This is a genomic window from Nonomuraea thailandensis (assembly GCF_024172165.1).
In the GTDB taxonomy this organism is placed as follows: Bacteria; Actinomycetota; Actinomycetes; order Streptosporangiales; family Streptosporangiaceae; genus Nonomuraea; species Nonomuraea thailandensis.
This window is the reverse complement of the sequence record NZ_JAMZEB010000002.1, coordinates 7,917,868-7,941,321: the sequence shown is the minus strand read 5'-3', so window position 1 is coordinate 7,941,321 and position 23,454 is coordinate 7,917,868. Positions and strand designations below refer to the sequence as shown.

General features: G+C 72.3%; 18 protein-coding genes. 10 read left to right on the top strand and 8 right to left on the bottom strand.

Annotation, left to right across the window (positions count from 1 at the left end; genetic code table 11):
* Positions 1 to 60 precede the first annotated feature (60 nt).
* Positions 61 to 1,488: an aldehyde dehydrogenase family protein gene (locus HD597_RS40200; RefSeq protein ID WP_253749580.1), complete on the top strand. Its 1,428-nt coding sequence runs from the start codon at positions 61 to 63 to the stop codon at positions 1,486 to 1,488.
* A 42-nt stretch (positions 1,489 to 1,530) separates the two neighbouring features.
* On the opposite strand, the gene HD597_RS40195 is transcribed toward HD597_RS40200, so the two are convergent.
* Together HD597_RS40195 and HD597_RS40190 are read right to left on the bottom strand one after the other, a co-directional pair.
* Positions 1,531 to 2,622: a trypsin-like serine peptidase gene (locus HD597_RS40195; RefSeq protein ID WP_253749578.1), complete on the bottom strand. Its 1,092-nt coding sequence runs from the start codon at positions 2,620 to 2,622 to the stop codon at positions 1,531 to 1,533.
* Positions 2,623 to 2,677: 55 nt separating this feature from the next.
* Positions 2,678 to 3,646, bottom strand: a complete 969-nt coding sequence (locus tag HD597_RS40190) for a trypsin-like serine peptidase (protein WP_253749576.1) — start codon at positions 3,644 to 3,646, stop codon at positions 2,678 to 2,680.
* A gap of 197 nt (positions 3,647 to 3,843) precedes the next feature.
* On the opposite strand from HD597_RS40190, the gene dxr reads away from it, so the two are divergent.
* Both dxr and ispG read left to right on the top strand, forming a co-directional pair.
* Positions 3,844 to 5,034: a 1-deoxy-D-xylulose-5-phosphate reductoisomerase gene (dxr, locus tag HD597_RS40185; RefSeq protein WP_253749574.1), complete on the top strand. Its 1,191-nt coding sequence runs from the start codon at positions 3,844 to 3,846 to the stop codon at positions 5,032 to 5,034.
* Between the two features lie 39 nt (positions 5,035 to 5,073).
* Positions 5,074 to 6,240 (top strand): flavodoxin-dependent (E)-4-hydroxy-3-methylbut-2-enyl-diphosphate synthase, encoded by a 1,167-nt coding sequence (gene ispG, locus HD597_RS40180; protein ID WP_253749572.1) that lies wholly within the window; start codon positions 5,074 to 5,076, stop codon positions 6,238 to 6,240.
* A 100-nt stretch (positions 6,241 to 6,340) separates the two neighbouring features.
* Here ispG and HD597_RS40175 read toward each other — a convergent pair whose 3' ends face one another.
* Positions 6,341 to 8,509 (bottom strand): fibronectin type III domain-containing protein, encoded by a 2,169-nt coding sequence (locus HD597_RS40175; protein ID WP_253749570.1) that lies wholly within the window; start codon positions 8,507 to 8,509, stop codon positions 6,341 to 6,343.
* A 343-nt stretch (positions 8,510 to 8,852) separates the two neighbouring features.
* On the opposite strand from HD597_RS40175, the gene HD597_RS40170 reads away from it, so the two are divergent.
* From HD597_RS40170 to HD597_RS40160, 3 genes are all read left to right on the top strand, one after another.
* On the top strand, positions 8,853 to 10,424 hold the full coding sequence (locus HD597_RS40170) for an alpha/beta hydrolase (RefSeq protein ID WP_253749568.1): 1,572 nt from the start codon (positions 8,853 to 8,855) through the stop codon (positions 10,422 to 10,424).
* A gap of 72 nt (positions 10,425 to 10,496) precedes the next feature.
* Positions 10,497 to 11,339, top strand: a complete 843-nt coding sequence (locus HD597_RS40165; protein ID WP_253759674.1) for a GNAT family N-acetyltransferase — start codon at positions 10,497 to 10,499, stop codon at positions 11,337 to 11,339.
* Positions 11,340 to 11,349: 10 nt separating this feature from the next.
* A complete protein-coding gene (locus HD597_RS40160; RefSeq protein ID WP_253749566.1) occupies positions 11,350 to 12,171 on the top strand; it encodes an NAD(P)H-binding protein in 822 nt (273 codons plus the stop codon).
* Positions 12,172 to 12,230: 59 nt separating this feature from the next.
* Here the strand turns inward: HD597_RS40160 and HD597_RS40155 are convergent, their stop codons facing one another.
* From HD597_RS40155 to HD597_RS40145, 3 genes are all read right to left on the bottom strand, one after another.
* Positions 12,231 to 13,913, bottom strand: coding sequence for a SpoIIE family protein phosphatase (locus HD597_RS40155; protein ID WP_253749564.1), 1,683 nt, complete (start codon positions 13,911 to 13,913; stop codon positions 12,231 to 12,233).
* 98 nt (positions 13,914 to 14,011) lie between these two features.
* The gene (locus HD597_RS40150; protein ID WP_253749562.1) at positions 14,012 to 14,389 is read right to left on the bottom strand and encodes a DUF3037 domain-containing protein; all 378 of its coding nucleotides are present in this window, start codon (positions 14,387 to 14,389) and stop codon (positions 14,012 to 14,014) included.
* A complete protein-coding gene (locus HD597_RS40145) occupies positions 14,386 to 15,198 on the bottom strand; it encodes a HipA family kinase (protein ID WP_253749560.1) in 813 nt (270 codons plus the stop codon). The genes HD597_RS40150 and HD597_RS40145 overlap by 4 nt, the downstream gene beginning before the upstream one ends.
* A gap of 113 nt (positions 15,199 to 15,311) precedes the next feature.
* Here HD597_RS40145 and HD597_RS40140 point away from each other — a divergent pair, with 113 nt between their 5' ends.
* The gene (locus tag HD597_RS40140; RefSeq protein ID WP_253749558.1) at positions 15,312 to 16,277 is read left to right on the top strand and encodes an ArsR/SmtB family transcription factor; all 966 of its coding nucleotides are present in this window, start codon (positions 15,312 to 15,314) and stop codon (positions 16,275 to 16,277) included.
* A 186-nt stretch (positions 16,278 to 16,463) separates the two neighbouring features.
* On the opposite strand, the gene HD597_RS40135 is transcribed toward HD597_RS40140, so the two are convergent.
* Together HD597_RS40135 and HD597_RS40130 are read right to left on the bottom strand one after the other, a co-directional pair.
* Positions 16,464 to 17,336, bottom strand: a complete 873-nt coding sequence (locus HD597_RS40135; protein ID WP_253749556.1) for a TIGR03619 family F420-dependent LLM class oxidoreductase — start codon at positions 17,334 to 17,336, stop codon at positions 16,464 to 16,466.
* Positions 17,333 to 18,580, bottom strand: coding sequence for an LLM class flavin-dependent oxidoreductase (locus tag HD597_RS40130; RefSeq protein ID WP_253749554.1), 1,248 nt, complete (start codon positions 18,578 to 18,580; stop codon positions 17,333 to 17,335). Before HD597_RS40130 ends, HD597_RS40135 begins: the two co-directional genes overlap by 4 nt.
* Before the next feature lie 89 nt (positions 18,581 to 18,669).
* Between HD597_RS40130 and HD597_RS40125 the strand changes: the two genes are divergently transcribed.
* The 3 genes from HD597_RS40125 (at position 18,670) to HD597_RS40115 (ending at position 23,383) form a co-directional block, all read left to right on the top strand.
* Positions 18,670 to 19,479 carry a TIGR03619 family F420-dependent LLM class oxidoreductase gene (locus tag HD597_RS40125; RefSeq protein WP_253749552.1) on the top strand — a complete coding sequence of 270 codons (810 nt, stop codon included), beginning with the start codon at positions 18,670 to 18,672 and terminating at the stop codon, positions 19,477 to 19,479.
* Positions 19,480 to 19,584: 105 nt separating this feature from the next.
* On the top strand, positions 19,585 to 21,255 hold the full coding sequence (locus HD597_RS40120; protein ID WP_253749550.1) for a serine/threonine-protein kinase: 1,671 nt from the start codon (positions 19,585 to 19,587) through the stop codon (positions 21,253 to 21,255).
* A gap of 106 nt (positions 21,256 to 21,361) precedes the next feature.
* Positions 21,362 to 23,383 (top strand): PASTA domain-containing protein, encoded by a 2,022-nt coding sequence (locus HD597_RS40115; RefSeq protein WP_372513462.1) that lies wholly within the window; start codon positions 21,362 to 21,364, stop codon positions 23,381 to 23,383.
* Positions 23,384 to 23,454: the final 71 nt, after the last annotated feature.

Below are 23,454 nucleotides of genomic sequence, written 5' to 3'. Positions count from 1 at the left end.
GGGTGTGTTGTGCATCGTGGTGTAAATCCCCGGTCCATGCCTTGGCATAACGTCGGAGACATGGACGTGCGTACCTTCTGGCTGGCCGGCCGCGCCGCGACCGGGGACACCGAGCTCACTGTCACCAACCCCCATGACGGCCGGGAGGTCGGCAGGCACTCCGTGCCGACCGACGCCCAGGTCGAGGAGGCCGTCGCGGCCGCCTCAGCGGTGGCCGCGCAGGCCGCCGCGCTGCCCGTCCACGTACGGGCGGAGGCCCTGGCCCACGTGTCGCGCCGGATCGCCGAGCGGGCCGACGAGATCGCCCACCTGATCACCGCCGAGAACGGCAAGCCGATCGTGTGGGCCCGGGGCGAGGTCGCGCGGGCGGTGGCCACGTTCCGCTTCGCCGCCGAGGAGACCCGCCGCTGGTCCGGCGGCGTGCAGCGGCTCGACACCGAGCCTGCCGCGGCCGGGCGCCTGGCCTACGTCTCCCGCGTGCCCAAGGGCCCCGTCCTGGCGATCACCCCGTTCAACTTCCCGCTGAACCTGGTCGCCCACAAGGTCGCCCCGGCCATCGCCGTCGGCGCTCCTGTGATCGTCAAGCCCGCCCCCGCCACGCCGCTGTCCTCGCTGCTCCTCGGCGAGATCCTGGCCGAGACGGACCTGCCCGCGGGCATGTTCTCGGTGCTGCCGATCGAGAACGACCGCGCCTCCGCGCTGGTCCAGGACCCGAGGCTGCCCGTGGTGTCGTTCACCGGCTCCGCGCCCGTCGGCTACGCCATCGCCGACCAGGTGCCGCGCAAGCACGTGACGCTGGAGCTGGGCGGCAACGCTGCCGCCGTCGTGCTGGCCGACGCCGACCTCGACTGGGCGGCCCGGCGCATCGCCCTCTTCTCCAACTACCAGGCCGGGCAGAGCTGCATCGCCGTGCAGCGGGTGATCGTCGAGCAGCCCGTGTACGACGCGTTCGTCGAGCGCCTGCTGCCCGCCGTGTCCGCGCTCGTCACCGGTGACCCCGCCGACGAGAAGACCCAGGTGGGCCCGCTGGTCTCGGAGGCCGCCGCCGAGCGGGTCGAGCAGTGGGTGCGGGAGGCCGTCGCCGCCGGGGCGCAGGTGCTGGCGGGCGGCACGAGGCAGGGCGCGACCGTCGCCCCGACGGTGCTGGCCGGCGTTCCGCACGATGCCAAGGTGGCGTGCGAGGAGGTCTTCGGGCCCGTCATGATCCTCCAGCCCGCGGCCTCGATCGACGAGGCGTACGCGATGGTCAACGACTCGAAGTACGGCCTGCAGGCCGGGGTGTTCACCCGCTCGCTGGACGCCGCCTTCCGGGCGAACCGGGAGTTGGAGGTGGGCGGCGTGATCATCGGCGACGTGCCCTCGTACCGGGCCGACCAGATGCCGTACGGCGGGGTCAAGGACTCCGGGATCGGCCGCGAGGGACTGCACTCGGCGATGGAGGACTACACCTACGAGAAGGTCATGGTGCTGACCGGCCTGACGCTCTGACCGCCGGCAGGGCGCCCCGTCCAGGACAGGGCGCCCGCCGGATCAGGCGCGCTGCGCGGTGTCGAAGAGCGCCTTGACGGCGTCGCCGAAGTACGGGCCGTACATCGTGCGCTCGTCGTCGCTGTACTTGAAGCTGCTCAGGGACGTGATCGTGCCCTTGCCGCTGGCCGTGTCGAACCCGGTCATCCACGGCCCGCCGCTGGCGCCCGCCGTCATGTCGCAGCCGAGGCCCTGGTCGCGGGTCTGGCCGTACGGGTCGTTCTTCAGCCGGCCCGCGCAGTAGACCAGGTGGTCCCCGTCGTACGGCGGGTCGGCCGGGTAGCCGAAGCCGAACGCCTGGCCGCCCCGCCCCGCGTTGAACGCGATCTTCTGCGTGCCCACCACGTCGGCCACGTGCCTGCCGTGCGAGGTGGCCAGGGCCACCATGCCGACGTCGTGGTTGTCGTCGCCGCTGCGGGACCAGGGGCCGGCGACGAACATGCGGCGGGCGGTGTACTGGCCGTACGGGCGCAGGCCGCTCGTGCCGTACCCGGGGACGAACGTCCAGTTCGCCGCCCACTCGCCGGCCCCGTCCTTGACGCAGTGGCCGGCGGTGACCACGACGTCCCTGTTGGCGCTGTTCACCGTGCTGGCCGAGCAGACGAAGTCGGCCCCCGCCACGGTCAGGAACACCCGGCCCGTGGTCCTGGCCACCTGGCCGCCGGTGATCCAGCGGGAGCCGATCGTGCTGGTGTCGGGCCTGGCCGCGGTCAGGTGGTGGGAGCCCATGAGCTTGCGCGGCAGCGTCAGGTCGGCCTTCTTGCCCGTCAGGTCGGGGGTGGTGCGGATGCCCCCGCCGCCCGTGACGCCGCCCAGCAGGTCGCCGCCGTCGGTCACGTCCGTCACGATGTCGAGCAGGCCGATCGGCAGGGCCTTGGCCATGCGCTCGGGCGTCCAGTAGTCGAGCACGCGCCGGTGGTCGGCGGCGCTGCGGGCGGCGACGTGCTCGACGATGTCGCTCCGCTTGGCCGTGTGCGCGGGCACGACGGCCGGTTGGTCGGCCTGCTGGCGGCCGGGTGCCGCGCCGAGGAGCGCGGGGCCGATCAGCCCCGCGAGGAGCGGGGCCGCCGCAAGCAGGGGGGTGCTCAAGGTCATGTGCCCCGAGTGTGCACCACGTGATGTGTTCTTGTGACTACTTTCGGTAAATTGCTCAGAGTGCGTTGGCCGTTTGGGCTGATTGGTAGACGGCCTGTGCCTCGTTCCCGAAATAGGGGCCGAGCATCCAGTTCGGGGCGAAGCTGTATTTGAAGCTGTTCACCGAATTCAGGGTGCCGAGCCCGGTCGGCTCGGCGAAATTCAGCATCCACGGCCCGCCGCTCGATCCGCCCGTCATGTTGCAGGTCAGGCCGAGGTCGTCGGTGCCCACGAAGTCGTCGAACGCCCTGCCGCTGCAGTAGATCAGCTTCGAGCCGTCGTACGGGGCGAGCGCCGGGTAGCCGAAGGCGTACATCTGCCGGCGTCGGGGCTGGTTGAAGGCCACGCCCTGGCCGCCGACGACGTCCACCAGCGTCCTGCCGTCGAGCGGCGCCACCACGGCGGCGGCGACGTCGAAGCCGACGTCCTCCCTGGCGTTCCACTGCGGCGTGGTCAGCAGCCTGGTCGCCGGCCAGGTGCCGAACGGGCGGGCGCCCCTGTCGTAGCCGGGCACGAAGACCCAGTTCGTGTGGAAGGCGCCGCTCATCTTCACGCAGTGGCCCGCGGTCAGCACCACGCTCTTGTTGGCACTGGTCACGGCGGTGCCCGAGCAGGAGGAGTTGCGGCCCGCCTGGGTGGTGAAGAAGATCCGGCCGGTCGTGCGCGTCACCGCGCCGCCGCCGGTCCACGCCTCACCCGGGGTCCTGGCCGCCTGCAGGTCGAGGGTGGGCGGGGCGGTGAACGAGGCGCCCCGCTCCGGCTCACCCGCCGTCTCCGCCTTCGGGGCCGGGGCCTTCAGCGGCTGGGCGGCCTCCATGCGGCTCTCGGTCCAGTACGTCAGCACCTGCCGCCGCTCGGCGGCCGTGTCGGCGGCGGCCCGCTGGGCGGGCTTGGGGCGCAGCGTGTGGGCGTCAGCCGTGCTGGCGGGGGTCAAGGTGACGGAGAGCATGGTGGTGACGGAAATCAGGACGAAGCGGCGGCGCATTACGAACCTCCCTAAACCGGACGGTGAGCTTGGAAGGTAGCCGTAGCAATATCCAGATTTCTCAAGATTTGCGCATTCCGATATGGCGATATTCAGTCATAAATTCACTGGGTTCTCGGGTGTCACATAAGCAGGGGAATTCATGGGCACCCGGTCCCGCGTGCCTGAGCGCGCCGCACAGCGGGGAGAATGGACCCGTGCATGAAGAGACCCTCCGCTCCGTCGTCGTGCTCGGCTCCACCGGCTCGGTCGGCACCCAGGCCCTCGACGTCATCGCCGCCGACCCCGGCGGCTTCAAGGTCGCCGCGCTCGCGGCGGGGGGCGGCAGGGTCGAGTTGCTGGCCAGGCAGGCGGCGCGGTTCGAGGCCGAGGCGGTGGCGGTGGCCGACGCGTCGGCCGTCCCGGCGCTGAAGGAGGCGCTGGCCGCGCACGGCGCCAAGGCCACCGTGCTGGGCGGCCCCGAAGGGGTCGCCGAGGCGGCCGGGTGGCCGTGCGACGTGGTGCTCAACGGCATCACCGGCGCGCTCGGCCTGACCTCCACGCTCGTCGCGCTGGAGGCGGGCAGGGCGCTCGCGCTGGCCAACAAGGAATCGCTGATCATCGGCGGGCCGCTGGTCAAGCGGCTGGCCCGGCCGGGGCAGATCCTCCCGGTCGACTCCGAGCACTCGGCGGTGCTGCAGTGCCTGTGGGCCGCCGGGCCGGACGGCTACGACCCCTCGTGCGTCAAGCAGCTCGTGATCACCGCCAGCGGCGGGCCGTTCAGGGGCATGAAGCGCGAGGAGATGGCCGGCGTCACACCCGAGATGGCCCTGGCCCACCCCACCTGGTCCATGGGCCCCTACATCACCATCAACTCCGCCAACCTGGTCAACAAGGGCCTCGAGGTGATCGAGGCGCACCTGCTCTACGACATCGGCTTCGACCGCATCGAAGTCGTGGTGCATCCCCAGTCGATCATCCACAGCATGGTCGAGTACGTCGACGGCTCCACCATCGCCCAGGCGAGCCCGCCCGACATGCGGCTGCCGATCGCGCTGGCGCTCGGTCATCCCCGGCGCGTCCCCGGCGCCGCCCGGCCCATCGACTGGGCCAAGGCGCACACCTGGACGTTCGAGCCGCTCGACGACCTGGCGTTCCCCGCGGTCGCGCTGGCCAGGCACGTCGGCGGGGAGGGCGGCACCGCGCCCGCCGTCTACAACGCCGCCAACGAGGTGTGCCTCGACGCGTTCCTGCAGCGCGGGCTGCCGTTCCTGGCCATCGTCGACACCGTGGCCAAGGTCGTCGAGGAGCACCAGGTCACCCCCGCCGACACCGTTGAAGAGGTGCTGGCGGCCGATGCCTGGGCCCGTGCCCGTGCGGCCGAACTCACAGCCGGGCAGTCCCGCTAGCTACCTAGACTGGATAGCGTCGTCACAGTAAGGGTTGAAATGTCTCCTGTAGCTCTCGGCATCCCGACGGTGCGTCCCAAGCCGCTCGCCGTACGCCGCCACTCCCGCCAGATCATGGTCGGCAGCGTGCCCGTGGGCGGCGACGCCCCCGTGTCGGTGCAGTCGATGACGACGACGGTGACCGCCGACGTCAACGCCACCTTGCAGCAGATCGCCGAGCTCACCGCGTCCGGCTGCCAGATCGTCCGGGTCGCCGTGCCGTCCCAGGACGACGCCGACGCGCTGCCCATCATCGCCAAGAAGTCGCAGATCCCGGTGATCGCCGACATCCACTTCCAGCCGAAGTACGTCTTCGCCGCCATCGACGCGGGCTGCGCGGCGGTCCGGGTCAACCCCGGAAACATCAAGAAGTTCGATGACAAGGTCGGCGAGATCGCCCGCGCGGCCGCCGCCGCCGGCACCCCGATCCGCATCGGCGTCAACGCCGGCTCCCTCGACAAGCGCCTGCTGGAGAAGTACGGCAAGGCCACCCCCGAGGCGCTGGTGGAGTCCGCGCTGTGGGAGTGCTCCCTGTTCGAGGAGCACGGCTTCCGCGACATCAAGATCTCGGTCAAGCACAACGACCCGGTCGTGATGATCAACGCCTATCGCCAGCTCGCCGCCCAGTGCGACTACCCGCTCCACCTCGGCGTCACGGAGGCCGGCCCGGCCTTCCAGGGCACGATCAAGTCCGCCGTCGCCTTCGGCGCCCTGCTCGCCGAGGGCATCGGCGACACCATCCGCGTCTCCCTGTCGGCCCCTCCGGTGGAGGAGGTCAAGGTCGGCGCCCAGATCCTGGAGTCGCTCGGCCTGCGCGAGCGCGGCCTGGAGATCGTCTCCTGCCCGTCGTGCGGCCGCGCCCAGGTCGACGTGTACACCCTGGCCGAGCAGGTCCAGGCGGGCCTGGAGGGCATGAAGGTGCCGCTGCGGGTGGCCGTCATGGGCTGCGTCGTCAACGGCCCCGGCGAGGCCCGCGAGGCCGACCTCGGGGTGGCCTCAGGGAACGGCAAGGGGCAGATCTTCGTCAAGGGCGAGGTCATCAAGACCGTCCCCGAGTCCCAGATCGTCGAGACGCTGATCGAAGAGGCGCTGCGGCTGGCCGAGGAGATGGGCGTCGAGGTCGACCTCGACGACGAGAGCACGGGGCCGACGGTCACGGTCGGCTGAGGTCGCTGCGTGCGGGTGCGGGCCTGTAGCCGGGCCCGCACCCGGTGGCCCCTGCACGGGGCAGGGCTCTGTGACCCGATCGCGCAGGGGCGGAGGGCGGTCAGGCGCAGGCGTAGCCCGACGGGACCGCCGTGCTGCCGCTCGGGCGGGTCACCTGGAAGCCGGCGCTGCTGTTGCTCGCGCCGGCGGCGATCGTGCCGTTGTGGGCGACGTTCCTGATGGTGACGGTCTGGCCGCTGGTGGTGACGGTGCCGTTCCAGGAGCCGGAGAGGGTGTGGCCGGCGGGGAGGGTGAAGGTGACCGTCCAGCCGGTGATGGCCGAGGTGCCGGTGTTGGTGATCGTGAGCGGCTGGATGACGTAGCCGGTCGACCACTGCGTCTGCACGGTCCCGGTGGCCGCGCAGGCGCCGGTGGACGTGCCGGGCTGGGTGGTGATCTGGGCGGTGCCGGAGACCGGTGAGGTGTTGCCCGCGGCGTCGCGCGCCCTCACCTGGTAGCGGTACGTGGTGCTCGGGGTCAGTCCCGTGTCGGTGTACGAGGTGGTGGCCGAGGTGCCTGCCTGGGTGAACGTGCCGCCCGTCGCGCCCGCGGCGCGCAGGATCTCGTAGCCCGCGACTCCGGTGTCGTCCGTCGAGGCCGTCCAGGTCAGCGTCGTGCCCGTGGAGGTGGTCGCCGAGGCGGCCAGGCCGGCCGGGGCCGTCGGCGGTGAGGTGTCACCGCCGGCGCCGGTCGTGGTGAAGGTGACCGGCGAGGAGCTCGCCGACAGGTTGCCCGCGCCGTCGCGGGCCCGTACGTAGACCTGGTACTGGGTGTTCGCCGTCAGCCCCGTGAGGGTGATCGAGTTGGTGGCGGACTGGCCGAGCCGTGGGTCGGTGGCGCCCTGCTCGTGGTGGACGTCGTAGCCGGCCAGGCCGGAGCCGCCCTGGTCGGTGGAGGCGGCCCAGGTGAGGGTGGCGCCGGTGGCCGTGACGCCGGAGGCGGCCGGGGTGCCGGGGGTGCTGGGCGCGGTGGTGTCGCCGCCGCCGTCGGTGAGGGCAGGGGTCGTCCAGTCGCGCCATTCGGCCAGGTTGCCGCTCTTGTTGGACGCGATCCGCATCGAGCCGGTGTAGCTGCCGGTGTTCAGGAGGAACTTCTGGATGTTCTGCTGGAGCGGGGTGCGCCATTCCGGCCTGCCGGCACAGTGGGTGCCGTCCTGGACGGCCGACCAGTACGTGATGTTGCCGCCGGCGCCGAGTGCCTTGTAGACCTCCGCGCCGCCCAGGGCCCCGACGCTCGCGGATCTGGCGGCGAGCCAGTCGATGTGCGGGTTGTCCATGATGAACAGGCCGCGCGGCGCGATCATGCCCACCACCGAGTGCGTGTCCACGGGCAGCCTGCCCGGGCTGCCCGTGAAGGAGCTGAACGCGTCGCCGAGCCACGGCTGCTCGGAGTAGGCGCTGCTCAGCGGCTGGGCGCCGCTCTCGCCGGGGATCGAGCGGAACGCGGCGACCCCGCCGCTGCCGGACTCGATGGGCATGGTCAGCGCGATGCGCTGGTCGAAGGCGCCGACCACGAAGGCGCCCTTGCCGTACCGGGAGCAGCCGGTGACGCCGGTCGCGTCCGCCCGCAGGATGGTGCCGCCCGACTGCTCGATGACGTCGATGATCCGGCTCACGCCCCACGCCCAGGCGGCCAGGACGCCCGTGCCGCTGGAGGCGCCGTAGATGTTGTAGAAGGCGCCCTGCTTGTTGTTGCGCGGCGTGCCCTCCCGGCCGACCGCGAGGGGGTCGTAGCTGATGACGGCGGCGCCGGCCGCCTTGATCGTGGCCGTGTCGGCGCCGAGCCCGCCCAGGACGACGACGGCGGGGAAGGGGCCCGTGCCGCTGGGCAGGTCCACGCCGGCCGAGAAGCCGGCGGTCCTGCCGTTGTGCGAGACGTTCACGCTGATGCCGGTCCTGGTGACCGTGCCCGTGACGCTGGACGGCTTGGGCGGCTTCTCGCCGTAGACGAACTTCTCCGCCAGCTTCTTGATCTCCTGCCACCTGCATCGCCAGTCGGCCCTGGTGGCGATGCGGGTGCCGGTCAGCTTGGTGAAGGGGTCGGGGAGCCTGGAGACGGTGGGTAACGAGCCCGCGTCGGGCAGGCCGGGCACGGCGCAGTCGGCGCCCTCGTCCTCGACTCCGGCCGCCGCCGCGGCCTCGGTGGATGCAACCGTCATCGCTCCGGTGATCGAGAGCGTCGTCGCCACCGCCAGCGCGACGAGTCTGGAGCGGGCCAAGCCGATGATCACAGGGCTCTCCCTTCCGAGTGGGGTGCTGGCGATCAGTTTGGGAAGCTCCTCGAAATATGTCAATAATGTCTCGAAATATTTCGGAAGCGGCGGCACCTTTCCGGTCTTTGTCCTGCTGAGATGGCGGAGGCAGAGCCGAAAGTATCGGAAAATAGCTGAAATAAGAGTGCTGGAAGCCGCGGTGAGTGCAGTTTCCCGAAAGTTTTCAATCCGGATCCGTCACACACTGCCACGGTGACATCACAGAACGGCAAGCATTTCCCCATACTCCGAGTCATCGGCCGGTCGCTCGCGGGAGCATCGCAGGGCCTATGACAAGGAAGGGGGCCGAGTGAAGCGGGTTATGGGGGTTGTCGCCGGGCTGGCGGTGCTCGTCGCGGGGGTCGTGAGCGCGGACGGGGCTGCGGTGGCCGGCAGGAAGGCGCCTGTGGTGTGGGAGGCCTGTCCCAAGGTGGCGGGGAAGACGGCCTCGGTCACCCTCGAATGCGCCACCGTACGCGTGCCGCTCGACTACCGCCACCCCATGGGGCAGTCGATCAAGATCGCGATCAACCGGATCAAGGCCAAGGTCTCCAGGGACGCCGGCCATCTGGGCTCGCTGCTGATCAACCCCGGAGGGCCGGGGTCGTCGGGGCGTGACCTGACCGAGTACGTCGCCACGTCACTGCCCGCGGACGTGGCCGAGCGGTACGACATCATCGGGTTCGACCCGCGCGGCGTCGGCGCCAGCGAGCCGTCCGTGCACTGCGTGGACCCCGCCACGTACTACAAGGCCCCGCGGCCCGACGCGGTGCCGCACGGCAAGGCGGAGGAGAAGGTGCTGCTCGCCAGGGCCGCCGAGTACGCCTCCCGCTGCGGCCAGCGGTGGGCCTGGCTGCTGCCGCACCTCACCACCGAGAACTCCGCCAGGGACATGGACACCATCCGCGCCGCCCTGGGCGAGGGGAAGATCAGCTACCTCGGCTACTCGTACGGCACCTACCTCGGCGCCGTCTACGCCACCCTCTTCCCGGGCCGCGTCAAGCGCATGGTCATGGACAGCAGCGTCGACCCCACAGGCGTCTGGTACGACTCGAACCTCGCGCAGGACCGCGCCTTCGAACGTCGGCACCGCCAGTTCCTGGCCTGGACCGCCAAGCACCACGACGCCTACAAGCTGGGCACCACGCTCAAGCAGACCTCCTTCGCCTACTACGCGATGCGCGACCGGCTGCGCGCGAAGCCGGCCGGGGGCATCGTGGGGCCGAGCGAGCTCGACGACACCTTCACCGTGTCCGGCTACAGCGACAAGGTCTGGCCGCAGTTCGCCCAGGCCTGGTCCGCCTACGTCCGGCAGGGCGACGTCAAGGGTCTCACCGACATCTACGCCAAGCACGGCAAGAACGACGCCGAGGACGAGAACGGCTACGCCATCTACCTCGGCGTCCAGTGCCGCGACGCGCGCTGGCCGCGCCAGTGGGAGGAGTGGCGGACCGACATGAAGGCCCTGCACCGCGACGCGCCGTTCCTGACCTGGCCGAACGCCTGGTTCAACGCCCCCTGCGCGTTCTGGCCGGTGCGGGGCGGCAAGCCGGTGGAGGTGCGCTCCTCGCCGAAGCTGCCGCCGTTCCTCATGCTGCAGTCCCGCTACGACGCGGCGACCCCCTACCAGGGCTCGCTGCAGATGGCCCGGCTCTTCCCCCGCTCCCGCATGGTGCTGGAGCGCGGCGGCAACCACGGGGTGTCGCTGTCGGGCAACAAGTGCCTGGACGGTCACCTGGCCGCGTACCTGCGGGACGGCACCCTGCCGCGCCCCGACACGACCTGCGCCGCCATGCCCGAGCCACGCCCGGCCGCGCGCATGACGTCGGAGAGCCCGCGGCCTCCCGGTCTGCTCGGGATCCTGGGCGTGCTCGAAGGGCTGCCCATCGGCTGACGTCAAGAAAGGGTTACCGTGGGCAGCGCCGGATGCCGCATTCGGTAACCCTTCGCGTAGTCTGACCATGTGATGCTGCGTACATCGGCGTCGCGCGTGCTCGACGACAACGACCGGGACGAGGTTCTCGCCCTTCTGGACTCCGATCCGGTCGCCAACGTCTTCGTGTCCTCTCGGGTGCGGGCCGTCGGACTCAATCCGGCGAGGCTCGGTGGGCAGATGTGGGGGTTCGGGCCGCGCGGTGGCCTTGTGTCACTCTGTTACGCCGGGGCCAACATGGTGCCGGTCAACGCCGGCCCGGAGGCCGTGCACGCGTTCGCCGACCGCGCGCGCAAACAGGGTCGGCGCTGCTCGTCCATCGTCGGGCCGGTCGACGCCGTCTCGCTGCTGTGGGAGCGGCTGGAGCCGCACTGGGGGCGGGCGCGGGCGATCCGCTGGGCCCAGCCCGTCATGGCGACCTCCAGCAAGCCGCCCGTGTCGGCCGACCCGCTGGTGCGGCGGGTGCGGCCCGACGAGTTCGACGTCCTGCTGCCGGCGTGCGTGGCGATGTTCACCGAGGAGGTCGGCGTCTCGCCGAACCTCGGCGACGGCGGCGCCCTCTACCGCACGCGGGTGGCCGAGCTGATCAGGATCGGGCGCTCGTACGCGCGGATCGACGACGGCCGGGTCGTGTTCAAGGCCGAGGTGGGGGCCGTCACGCCGCAAGCCTGCCAGATCCAGGGCGTCTGGGTCGCTCCCGAGCTGCGGGGCAGGGGGTACGCCGTGGCGGGCATGGCCGCCGTGGTGGAGGCGGCGATGAGCTGCTTCGCGCCCGTCGTCTCGCTGTACGTCAACGACTACAACCACCCCGCCAGGGCGGTCTACCGGAAGGTGGGCTTCCGCGAGATCGACACCTTCATGTCCGTGTTGTTCTAGCATCCCGGGCATGATCCTTGTCACGGGTGCAACGGGGAACGCGGGCGGCGCGCTGGTGCGGACGCTGGCCGAGGCGGGCGAGCCGGTGCGGGCACTGGTGCGGCGCGAGGTGGAGCTGCCCGCCGAGCTCGCCATGGGCGATCTGAACGATCCCGAGTCGGTGGCGGGCGCCCTGGCCGGGGTGCGCGGGGTGTTCCTGCTGGCCGGGTACGACCGCATGGACGAGACGCTGGCCGCCGTGGCGCGGGCCGGGGTCCGGCACGTGGTGCTGCTGTCGGCGAGCGCGGCGGAGGCCGCCGACCTGGACAACCCGATCTCGAAGTACCACGTGGAGTCCGAGGCGCTGGTGCGGGCGGCGGGGGTGCCGTGGACGGTGCTGCGGCCGCGCACGTTCATGTCGAACACGTTCCGCTGGGCCGGGCAGCTCAAGGACGGAGACGTCGTACGCGACTCCTGGCCGGGCGCGGCCGTCGCGACCGTCGATCCCCTCGACATCGCCGCCGTGGCCGCCGCGGCGCTGCTGGAGAAGGGGCACGACGGGCAGGTGTACGGGCTGACGGGCCCGCGGGCGCTGCGGCCCGCCGAGCGGCTGCGGATCCTCGGGGCGGCGCTGGGCAGGGAGCTGCGGTTCGAGGGGCTGAGCGACGCCGAGGCCAGGGCCGAGATGCTGGACGGCGGGATGCCCGAGGCGTACGCGGAGGCCTTCTACGGGTTCTTCGCCCGCGGCGAGCTGGACGAGTCGGCGGTGCTGCCCACGGTCGAGCAGGTCACGGGCCGCCCGCCGGGCACGTTCGAGCAGTGGGCGGCGGCCAACGCCGACGCCTTCCGGTGACGGGGACGCGCGGGCGAGCGGCCTCGCTGACCGGGTGACGCGCGAGGCGAGCGGCTGCGCTACCCGGGGACGCGCAGGGTCAGCAGGGCGACGTCGTCGTCGTTGTCGGCGGGGCGGACCCGGGTGAGCAGCCGGTCGCAGTAGGCGCTGAGCGGGTGGCGGGTCAGCGCCGCGGCCTGCCGCCGCAGCCGGTCGAGCCCCTCGTCCAGGGAGTGGCTGGGCGACTCGATCAGCCCGTCGGTGTAGAACAGCACGGTGGAACGGGGCGGCAGGTCGACGACGGCGTCCTCGCGGACCGGCGCGAAGCCGGTGCCCAGCAGCAGGCCGCTCGCGCCCTCCAGGTAGCGGGTACGCCCGTCGCCCTCGACCAGCAGCGGCGGCGGGTGCCCCGCGTTGGTCCAGCGGAGCTGCCAGCCCCCGTCGCCGGGCTCGGCCCTGGCGAAGACGACGGTGGCCATCGTGGTCTCGGCCATGCGCGCCACCGCCTGGTCGAGCCGGTCCACGATCACGCTGGGCGGCTCCTCCACCTCACCGGCGTACGCCCGCAACATGTTGCAGACCTGCGCCATGCCGGACGCGGCGTCGAGGTCGTGGCCCACCACGTCGCCGATCACCAGCCCGGCGGCGCCGCCCGACAACATGAACGCGTCGTACCAGTCGCCGCCGACCTGCGAGGCGCGCGGCGCGGGCACGTAACAGGCGCCCATCTCCAGGCCCGGCACCACCGGCAGCCGGGGGAGCAGATGGCGCTGCATGGTCTCGGCGACCCGGCGTTGCCGCTCGAACAGGCGGGCGTTGTCCAGCGCCAGCCCCGCCCGTCGGGCGATGTCCTCGACGAGCAGGAGGTCGTCGGTGGTGTACGGCTGAGGTTGCTCCGAACGCCCCAGCGTCATCGCGCCGACCACGTCGCGGACGCCGCGGATCGGCGCGGTGCACGCCGACCGGATGCCCGTCGCCTCGAACAGCTCCCGCTGGACGGCCGCCAGCCGCGAATCGAGCGGCCCCTCGTAGTCCCTGGGGCCCACCAGCGCCGCCGTGACGCCGCGCAGCGCCCGCGCCAGCGGCATCGGGGACTCGTGCGGCAGCGGCGGCATCGGCCGCTCCAGGTCGGCGCGGTGCGCCAGGACACCGTTCTCGTGGTGGACGACGGCGGCGCGGGACACCTCGCCCTCCTCGGTCAGCAGGTCCACCACCGCCCAGTCGGCCAGCAGCGGCACCACCAGGCGGACGAGCTGGCGCAGCGTCTCGCTCACGTCCAGGCTGGCGGTGAGCGTCGTGGTCGTCTCCGCGAGCAGCGCCAGCCGTTCGAGCTCCGACATCGACGGGGCGGGGCGCGCCCGCTGCCGCTCGCCGAGCCCGGCCGAGCCGGTCTCGTGGAAGAGCACCAGGGCGCCCGACCCGGCCTCGCCGACCCGGCACGGCGTGACCATCCAGGCGATCTGGACGAGCGAGCCGTCGCCCCGCTCCAGCCACACGTCCTCGCCGTGGGCGGAGTCGCTGGTCAGCAGGGGCTGCCTCATCACGCACCGGCTGCGCGGCAGCGGCTCGCCGCGCTCGCCCCGGTGCAGCAGGTCGTGGGCGTCACGGCCCAGCAGCTCTCCCGCGCTGCGCCGCAACATCCGCTCGGCCCGCGGGTTGACCTCGACGATCCGCCCGCGGTCGTCCACCACGTACGTGCCCGCGTGGGCCAGATCTCCGAGCTGGAAGGAACGCGGCACGGCAGACCGCTCGATGTCCTCCACGGCCGGCCCTCCTTCCCCCTCACCGCACCTCCTACCCAGCGTCACCGCTGGTCAAGGGCCTAAAAGGGGACGAGCTTGGCGAAAGACGGGCCGACGGCCTAGAGGCGCACGAGCTTGTCGAAGAGCCTGGCGAGCTCGGTGCCGGGGTCGGCGGTCAGACCGGCGTGCACCGGGCCGGCCTGCACGATCGTGCTGCGCGGCGCCGTCAGCCAGCGGAAACGGCCGCCGAGCGACTCTCCCGCCAGCGGCCCGCAGTCGGGCCCGCAGGCCAGCTCGTACGCGGCCAGCGCCCTGCGGATCCCGTCGACGTCGGCCTGCGGATCCAGCGCGCGCAGCCGCCCGGGATCCACCTCGACGCGGGCGCACAGGTAGTCGCGGGGCTGGCAGTAGAGCAGCACGCCCGCGTTGATCAGCTCGCCCCGCTCGACCTTGGGCATCACGCGGATCACCGCGTACTCGTAGACGTCCCTGCTCACCGGCCGCCGCCTCCCCGCCAGAACTCGCCGACCGACCCCGGGCCCGCCTTGTGGCCCTCGGGCCGCTGGAACCTCAGCCACTCGCGCGGCCCGTGCGCCCGCTGCAGGAGATGCTCGACGTAGGCCTCGCGGACCTCGCCCGGAGAGCCGAAGCCCGGCTCGCCCGCCAGCCACTCGTCCGGCACCAGCGCCGTCACGCCCTCCAGCAGCTCCCGCGTGATCTTCCCGGACAGCTCCGCGCCCGCCGCCTCGACGTCGCCCGCGTACGGCGCCAGCACGTGGTCGCCCGCGTCGAACGGCCGCTGGGGGTCGGCGGTGCGCCAGTTGTGGTGGAACCAGAGCGCGGCCCCGTGGTCGATCAGCCAGGTGTCGCGGTGCCAGATCAGCAGATTCGGGTTGCGCCAGCTCCTGTCGATGTTGTGGATGAGCCCGTCGAACCACACCACCCGCGCCGCGAACAGCGGATCCGCCGCCCACGCCAGCGGCTCGAACCCGAGCGCGCCCGGCAGGAAGTCGACCGCCAGGTTGAGCCCGGTGCTGGCCTTGAGCAGGTCCTGCACCTCCTCGTCGGGCTCGCGGACGCCGAGCTGCGGGTCGAGGTCGATGAGCTTCAGCTCAGGAGTCCTGAACCCGAGGCGGCGGCCCAGCTCGGCGCAGACGATCTCGGCGACCAGCACCCGCCTGCCCTGGCCGGCCTCGCGGAACTTCACGACGTACGTGCCCAGGTCGTCGGCCTCGACGACGCCGGGCAACGACCCGCCCTCCCGCAGCGGGGTGACGTAACGGGTCGCTGCGATCTTTTCCAGCACGAGACGAGGCTATCGCCCCCGGCCACCTGCCCTGATCGGGGCGAAATGGACACGGCTGTCGGATGGTCGCGCGTCACCGTAAAGTGGGCCCCGATGAGGGGATCGAGGGATCGATGCTCAGGATTCACTTCACCGGCGACGACCTACGGCGCACCCGTGTGGCGGAGACCGCCGACCCGTTCTGGGAGATGGTGTTCAGCAGGCACCGGCTCGCCGACCCCGCTCCACCGGCGACCCTGCGCCCCTGGCTGGAGAGCATGCGGCGCGAGGGGCCCATGCTGCACCGCTACGAGCGGGTGGTGGCGGCGCTGACGCCGTTCGGCCCCTACTTCCCCGACTTCATCACACCCGTCGAAGGGCTCCAGGGGCTCGACGCCGGCCTGCAGTCGATACTCGCCACCCCTCGCACGCGGCTGCGCCGCGAGATGGAGACGATGGCCCGCACCTCGCCGCTGCCCGGATGGGGCAGGCGGCTGGCCGAGGGGGAGACGGCGACGCTGATGAACCTGGCGGCCACGCTCCGGTCGTACCATGCCATCGCCGTCGAGCCCTACCGCGCCACGATCGGTGCCGCCATCTCGGCGGAGGCCGCACGCAGGCGCCGCGACCTGGCGGAAGGCGGCGCCGACGGCCTGCTGCGCGGGCTGGCGCCGCTCATGCGCTGGCGGCCGCCGCTGCTCGAGGTCGACTACGACGTCGAACGCGACCTGCACCTCGGCGGTCGCGGGCTGCTGCTGATCCCGTCGTACTTCTGCAGGCGTGTCCCCGTCGCCCTGGCGGACCCCGACCTGCCGCCGACGCTGGTGTACCCCATCGACTGCCACTCCCACTGGGAGGCGCGGCGCACGGAGTCGCTGATCGCCCTGCTCGGCGCCACCCGCGCCACGGTGCTGGCCGCCATCGACGGCGGCGCGACCACCACGCAACTGGCCGAGCGCGCCGCCACCTCGCCCGCCTCCGTCAGCCGCCACACCCGGGTGCTGCGCGACGCCGGCCTGATCGAGACGCACCGCCACGGCACGGCCGTGCTGCACGTGACGACCCCGCTGGGACGGAACCTGCTGTCGGCCGGCCGGTAGGCGTGTCCACCCTTTTCACCCACGTGCAAAGGCTGGCCGCGCTCCCGGCCCCGCCTCGATACTGAACTCCTCGCTGCGGAGCCTTCCATACGGTCACGTATGGAAGGCTGAGCGCGTGGACGGCGGGCCGCCGGCGCGGTGCGGCCGGGAGTGGGCCCTACTGGGGCGGGCCTTCGGTGATCGGGCTCACATCTTCCCGATGACCTCCTCGGCGAAGCGCTCCATGGTGGCGAGCTTCAGTTCGAGCGTGCCCTCGCCGTACCTCGACTTCTCCTCGGGGGTGGCCAGCCACCACGGCGCGGCCATCGTGCCCGTCACGCCCTTGGCCTCGAAGCGGCGGTAGGTGTCCGCGTCGGGGAGCACCGCGAGCGGGGCGATCACCTCGAAACCGTCCAGGGACCTGCCGTTGGCGTCGAGATGACCGCGCAGGGCCTCCAGGACCTCGTCGAACTGCTCCTCGGTGTAGATGCGGTTGCCGATCCAGCCGTCGCCCAGCCGGGCCGCGCGGCGCAGGGCCGCCTCGCTGTCACCGCCCACGTAGACCGGGATCGGCCGGGCGGGAGTGGGGGAGATCGACAGCGGCGGCAGGCCGTCGAGCGCGACCGTCTCGCCCGCCCACAGCGAGCGCAGGACGGGCAGCATCCCGTCCAGGCGGCGGCCCCGCGTGTGGAAGTCCTGCCCGGTGCCGACGAACTCCTCCTTGCACCAGCCCACCCCGACCCCGAACGTCACCCGGTCGCCCGACAGCACCGCCGCCGTGGAGACCTGCTTGGCCACGGTGAACAGGTCGCGGGCGGGGGCGATGTAGACGTTCGGGGAGAAGCGCAGGGTGGTGGTGACGGCCGCCATGGCGCCGATCGTCACCCAGACGTCCGGCCAGTGCGTGCCGGCGTCCCAGCGGGGCCTGCCCGACTTCGAGTACGGGTACGGCGAGGCGAAGTCGGCGTAGAAGAGGTGGTCGGAGAGCGTGAGCGTGTCGAACCCGCACCGCTCGGCCGCCCGCGCCAACTCCACGAACTGCCCGGTGTCGACGAACGAGGCTCCCAGCCAGAATCTCATCGGAACTCCGGGGCTACCTTGGTGGCGAACAGTTCCAGGTTGCGCTTGACCGTGTCGAGCGGCAGGACGCCCTGCTGGCCCTGCATGTACAGGCCGAACCACTCCAGGTCGGGCATGCGGTCGAGCATGCGCTGGATGCCGCGCTTGACGTCGTCGGGGGTGCCGAACAGGGCCATCTCGACGTCGTTCATGCGCTTGGCGTCGCCCTTCTCGGGGGAGATGGGCTTGTGCTTCTCGTCCTCCTTCTTGCGCAGCACCTCCAGGTAGCCGAACGGGCCGAAGAAGGCGGCGAAGTCCTTGGGGATGCTGCGGCCGAAGGTGTTGATGGCCTCCTCGGTGGTGTCGGCGATGCCGACGATCTTGAGGATGCCGGTGTGCTCGCCCAGCTTGTAGTGGCGGCCCTGCTTGGCGGACTCCTCCTGGTACAGCTTCGCCTTCTGGGCGTGGTCGTCCGGGTTGGGGGTGAACATCCACGGCATGATGTCCTCCTGGGCGGCCCTGATGACCGACCGGTCGGAGATCGTGAACGGCTGCCACAGCTCGGGGTGCGGGTTCTGGTACGGCCTGGGGCAGACGGAGACGGCCTTGATGGTGCCGCTCTCGTCCATCTCGTCCGGGGCGCCGAACGTGCGGGTCCACTCCTGCGCCGGCCAGCCCTCGATGCCCTCGTACGGGTAGGGCACCTGGTAGTCGAGCACGTCGGACCTGTAGCGGAGGGTCTCCTGTGTCCACGCCAGCTTCATGATCTTCAGCACCTCGCCGAAGACGTCGAAGTTGCGCGTGTCGGACGCCGAGCCGTCGGAGCGGGCGGCGGCGGCGTGCCAGCGCTGGCCCAGGACGTTCATCCAGCGGTTCTGGTAGCCCCGCGCCACGCCCAGCCGCAGCCGTCCCCTGCTGAACTGGTCGAGCAGCGCCACGTCCTCGGCCGCTCTGATCGGGTCCCACGCGGGCAGCACGAGGCCGAGTGGCGCGAGCAGGATGCGCTCGGTCCTGGCGGCCAGGTCGGTGAGGAACATCAGCGGGTTGACCGAGAACTCCATGCCTTCCGAATGGAAGTGGTGCTCGGTCATCATCAGCGCGTCGAACCCGATCTGGTCGGCGTGGACGGCTATCTCCCGTACCTCGTGCAGCAGTCTCTGGTACGACTCGGTGTCCCGCCCGATCGGGCGCTTGGCCCTGGCGTTCTCCTCGGCGGCGTAACCAGAGCCTGGAATTTGCGGATTCAGGAAGATAGAAAACTTCACCGGGGACCTCTTTCCGCGGGATGGTCTTCTGCAAGGTACTCTGGAAATCTTAACCGAGCAATCGCTTGGTTCGCTGTGGGGAGTGTCATATGAGGCTCGGCGTCACGATGTTCGCGACCGATCTGGCCATGCCCGTCCACGAGCTGGCCAGGGCGGCCGAGGAGCGCGGCTTCGACTCGCTGTACGTGCCCGAGCACACCCACATCCCCGTCTCGCGCCGCACCCCGTACCCGGGCGGGGGCGAGCTGCCCGAGGAGTACAGGCGCACGCTCGACCCCCTGGTCGCCCTCTCCTACGCGGCGGCGGTGACCAGCACGCTGCGGGTCGGGACCGGCATCCTGCTCGCCGCCCAGCGCGACCCCATCGTCACCGCCAAGGCCCTGGCGTCCCTGGACCACCTCTCCGGCGGGCGGGTGGTCGTCGGGGTCGGGTTCGGCTGGAACGTGGAGGAGATCGAGAACCACGGTGTCCCGTACGGGCGGCGCCGCGAGGTCGCCCGGCGGAACGTGCTGGCCATGCAGGCGCTGTGGCGTGACGAGGTGGCGGACTTCGAAGGGGCCGAGCCGGCCTGGTCGTGGCCCAAGCCCCTCCGGATGCCGCCCGTCTACCTGGGCGGAGCCCCTGGGCCGAAGCTGTTCGCGCAGGTGGCCGAGTACGCCGACGGGTGGATGCCGATCGGCGGGCACGGCATCAAGGCGGCGCTGCCGGCGCTGCGGGAGGCCTGCGAGAAGGCGGGGCGGCCGCAGGCGGGCGAGGTGATCCCCTTCGGCACCCGGCCCACCCGGGACAAGCTGGACTACTACGCCTCGCTCGGGATCGGCCAGGTGGTGGCCAACCTGCCGAGCGGGCCCGCGGACGTGGTGCTGCCTCTGCTGGACGAGTACGCCGCACTGCTCTGACGAAACGACGAAACGACGAATGGCGGAGCGAGGCCGCCGATTCGGGGAAGGTCTTCCATGGTTCCTGAGCAGGAGCGCCCTGGCCGAGCGGCATAATGGGAGGATATGTCCGAGCTACGTGCCGATGACCCACAGCAGTTGGGTGCGTACCGGCTGACACGCAGGCTCGGTCAGGGCGGCCAGGGCATCGTCTACCTGGGCGAGTCACCGCACGGGCCGCCGGTCGCGGTCAAACTGCTGCATGCCAGCCTCTCCGGGGATCCGGACGCCAGGCGGCGGTTCCTGGGCGAGGTCGAGGCGGTCAGGAAGGTGGCCGCGTTCTGCACGGCGCAGCTCCTGGACGCCGACCTCGACGGGGACCGGCCGTACCTGGTCAGCGAGTACGTCGACGGGCCCTCGCTGCGCGAGCTCGTGGTCGAGGAGGGGCCCAGGCAGGGCGGCTCCCTCGAACGGCTGGCCATCGGCACCGCCACCGCCCTGGGGGCCATCCACCGGGCCGGGGTGGTGCACCGCGACTTCAAGCCGGGCAACGTGCTCCTCGGCATCGACGGGCCCAGGGTGATCGACTTCGGGGTGTCGCGGCTGATGGACACCGCCACCACCACGACCCACCTGCCCATGGGGACGCCCGCCTACATGGCGCCCGAGCGGATGAAGGGCGAGCCCGCCGGGCCGCCCGCCGACCTGTGGGCCTGGGGGCTGACCGTCGCCTACACGGCCACGGGGCGGCCCGCGTACTCGGCCGACACCCATCAGGAGGTGCTGGCCCGCGTCCTGTACGGCAAGCCCGATCTCGGGTCGCTGAGCGGGCGGCTGCGGGAGATCGTGGAGGCCTGCCTGGCCGCCGAGCCGGGGGAGCGGCCGGACGCCGAGGAGGTGCTGCGGCGGCTGCTCGGGCAGGACGCGGCCGAGGGGGACGTGCTGTCCACGGGGGCGATGGCCGCCGTCGGCGAGGCGGGCCGCAGGGCGGACGGGCGGGCGCGCAGGCCGTCCGGCACGGGCTCGCTGAGTGCTGTCGTGGGGCTGGGGGCGGCCGAGGCCGAGCCGGGTGTGATCACCGATCCCGATCCGACGACCAGCTTTCCCGCGATCACCGCGCCGCTGCTGGCGGCGCGCGCCGAGGCGAAGGCCCGCGAGCAGGCCACCGCGTCCGAGGAGACGCGTGACCAGGCGGGCGCGTCCGAGAAGGCGCGCGAGCGGGCCGCCGCGTCCGGGGCGCCGGCCGAGGGCGGGGACGGAGCGAGCGCTGACGGCGACGGCGACGGCGTCGGAGGTGGAGACGACGACGGAGGCCGATCCGGCGGGACCAGGCCTGCGGCCCGGGCCGCGGGGGCCGTCGAGCCCGAGGGACTCACCCGTGAGGTGGGGCGGCGGCGGGTCCGCCGGTGGCAGGTGGCCGTGGTGGCGGCGGGGGTGGCGATGGCCGTGGCCGGCTTCCTGCTCTGGATGCGCGGGACGGCGGCGCGGGGGCTGGAGGGCACGTGGACGGGCTCGGCCGAGCACTTCACCGCCGGCCGGGTCTTCGCCGTCGAGCTGCACCTGACCAGCGACGACGGCGGGGCGATGCGCTGGGGCGCCGACCTGCACTGCTCGGGCCGCCTCGGCCGGACGGGCGGCGGCATGGTGTTCGCCCTCGACCAGGTCCAGGGCGAGGAGTGCCATCCCGGGACACTCCGGATGTTCCCCACCGCCGACGCGAACCAGATGGACATCAAGGTCACACGCCAGGGTGAGGACGAAGTGACGTATTCGGGCAAGGTCGCACGTACGTCCTGACCGGCTGTGTCACGTTCAGGCGGCGATTGGCCTGAGCACCGTTGACTGTTCGCGGCCCGTTGCTTTCAGTAGAGAGCAGAAAGAGTGGCGGCGAGGGGAGGCGCCTGTGCCAACGGCGCAGCCGCTCAGAACGGGGGACCCGCAGCGACTCGGCGATTACGCCCTCTCCGGGCGCCTGGGTGAGGGTGGACAGGGCGCTGTGTTCCTCGGTTCGCGGGGCGGGGAGACGTACGCGGTCAAGCTTCTGCACGGGCCCGTGGGGGATGAGCGGGCGGCGTTCCTGCGGGAGGTGGAGCTGGCCAAGCACGTGGCGAGGTTCTGCACGGCGCAGGTGATCGACGCCGGGTTCGACGAGGGGCGACCGTACATCGTGAGCGAGTACGTGGACGGCCCTTCGCTGGCGCGCGAGGTCGCGCTCACGGGCCCCCGGCACGGCGGGGCGCTGGAGCGGCTGGCGGTGAGCACGGCGACGGCGCTCGCGGCCATCCACCGGGCGGGCATCGTCCACCGCGACTTCAAGCCGCAGAACGTGCTGCTCGGCTCCGACGGCCCCCGCGTGATCGACTTCGGCCTGGCCAAGGCTCTGGACGCGGCGGCCACGGTGAGCGGGCGCGGGGTGGGCACGCCCGCGTACATGGCGCCCGAGCAGATCACCGCCTCGGCGGTCACGGGCGCGGCCGACGTCTTCTCGTGGGGCGCGACCATGTGCTTCGCCGCCAACGCCACGGCCCCGTTCGGCCAGGACTCCGTGGCGCCCGTGCTGCACCGCATCCTCACCGCCCCGCCCGAGCTGGGACGGCTGGACGGGCGGCTGCGCACGCTGGTGGCGGCCTGCCTGGACAAGGACGCCCGCAACCGGCCCAGCAGCCGGGAGTTGCTGTTCGAGCTGCTGGGGGAGTCGACCGAGGGCGTGCCGCCGGAGGTGCTCCGCTCGCCGCCGCCGCCGCACATCCTGCGGGCGCCGCCGCTGATCCCGGAGCAGCGCTCGCCCGAGCCGGGGCGCTCCGGCGACGAGCCGCCGGGCGTCCCGATGGCCGAGCCGGAGGCGACCGGAGCGGCGGGCGGCGCCTACCGTCTGCCCCAGGCCGCGTCCGTCCCGCAACCCGCCGGCGACCACCACTTACCGGCTGCTTCCGGACCGGGCGGCACAGCCCCCCGCTTCGGCACCGGCCCGCCGGCGGAACAGGACCCGGCCCGGGGCCGGGGCTGGCCGAGGGCGGCCGTCGCGGTCTGCGCGGCCCTGCTGGCGACCGCCGCCGTGCTGCTCGTCGTGATCATCCCCACGATGAGCGGGAACGACGCCGAGACTCCGGCCCCGCAGGCAGGCGGCGGCCCGCTGACCTCCCTGCCCACGCTCCCCTCCTCCGCCCCACCGGCTCGGGAGTCCCCGCCGCGGAGCACCGCACCCGAGCAACGATCCCAGGGCCCGCAGCAGCCCACCACCAACCCGCCGTCGGTGGCCCGCCCGGCCACGGTGGCCATCCCCCCGCTGGTCGGCATGGACAAGGCGGCCGCCACCAAGGCGCTCAGGCGAGCCGGGCTCGCCGTCGGCGCCGTCACCGAGCGCGACGCCCCCCAGAGGATCGGCCAGGTCCTGACCGCCAAGCCGGCTCCCGGAACGGTCGTGAACCAGGGCAGCAAGGTGTCCCTCCAGGTGTCGGCGGGCCTGACGGTGCCGGAGCTGACCGGCATGCAGCGCAAGGCCGCCCAGGCGGCGCTCACCGGCGCGGGCCTCAAGCCGGGGGCCGTCACCCGCTCCTGCTCCCAGCAGCCGAACGGCCAGGTGCTCGCCACCCGGCCCGAGGCGGGCAGCCGCGTCCAGGGCGGCACCACGGTGGCGCTCACCGTGGCCCGCAACGGCACCCCCGTCCCCTCGGTCGTCGGCCGGTCGCGCGAGGACGCCCGTTCCGCGCTCGCCGCCGCGGGCCTGTCGGTCCAGGTGCGGGAGCAGATGGTGGAGGACGAGTCCCGCGTCGGCACCGTCCTGGCCCAGAGCCTCGCGCCGGGGACCTGCGCGGGAGGCGCCGCGCAGATCACCATCACGACCGGCGTGGCCCCGCAGTCGGGCCCCGACCCCGGCGAGTCCCCGCCGACCCAGACCCCGACCGGCCCCGTCGCCGGCGACTGACCGCGTCCGTCGCCCCGGGAAGGCGTGGGCCGCGCTGCCAAGGGAGAGGCGTGGACCGCGCTGCCAAGGGA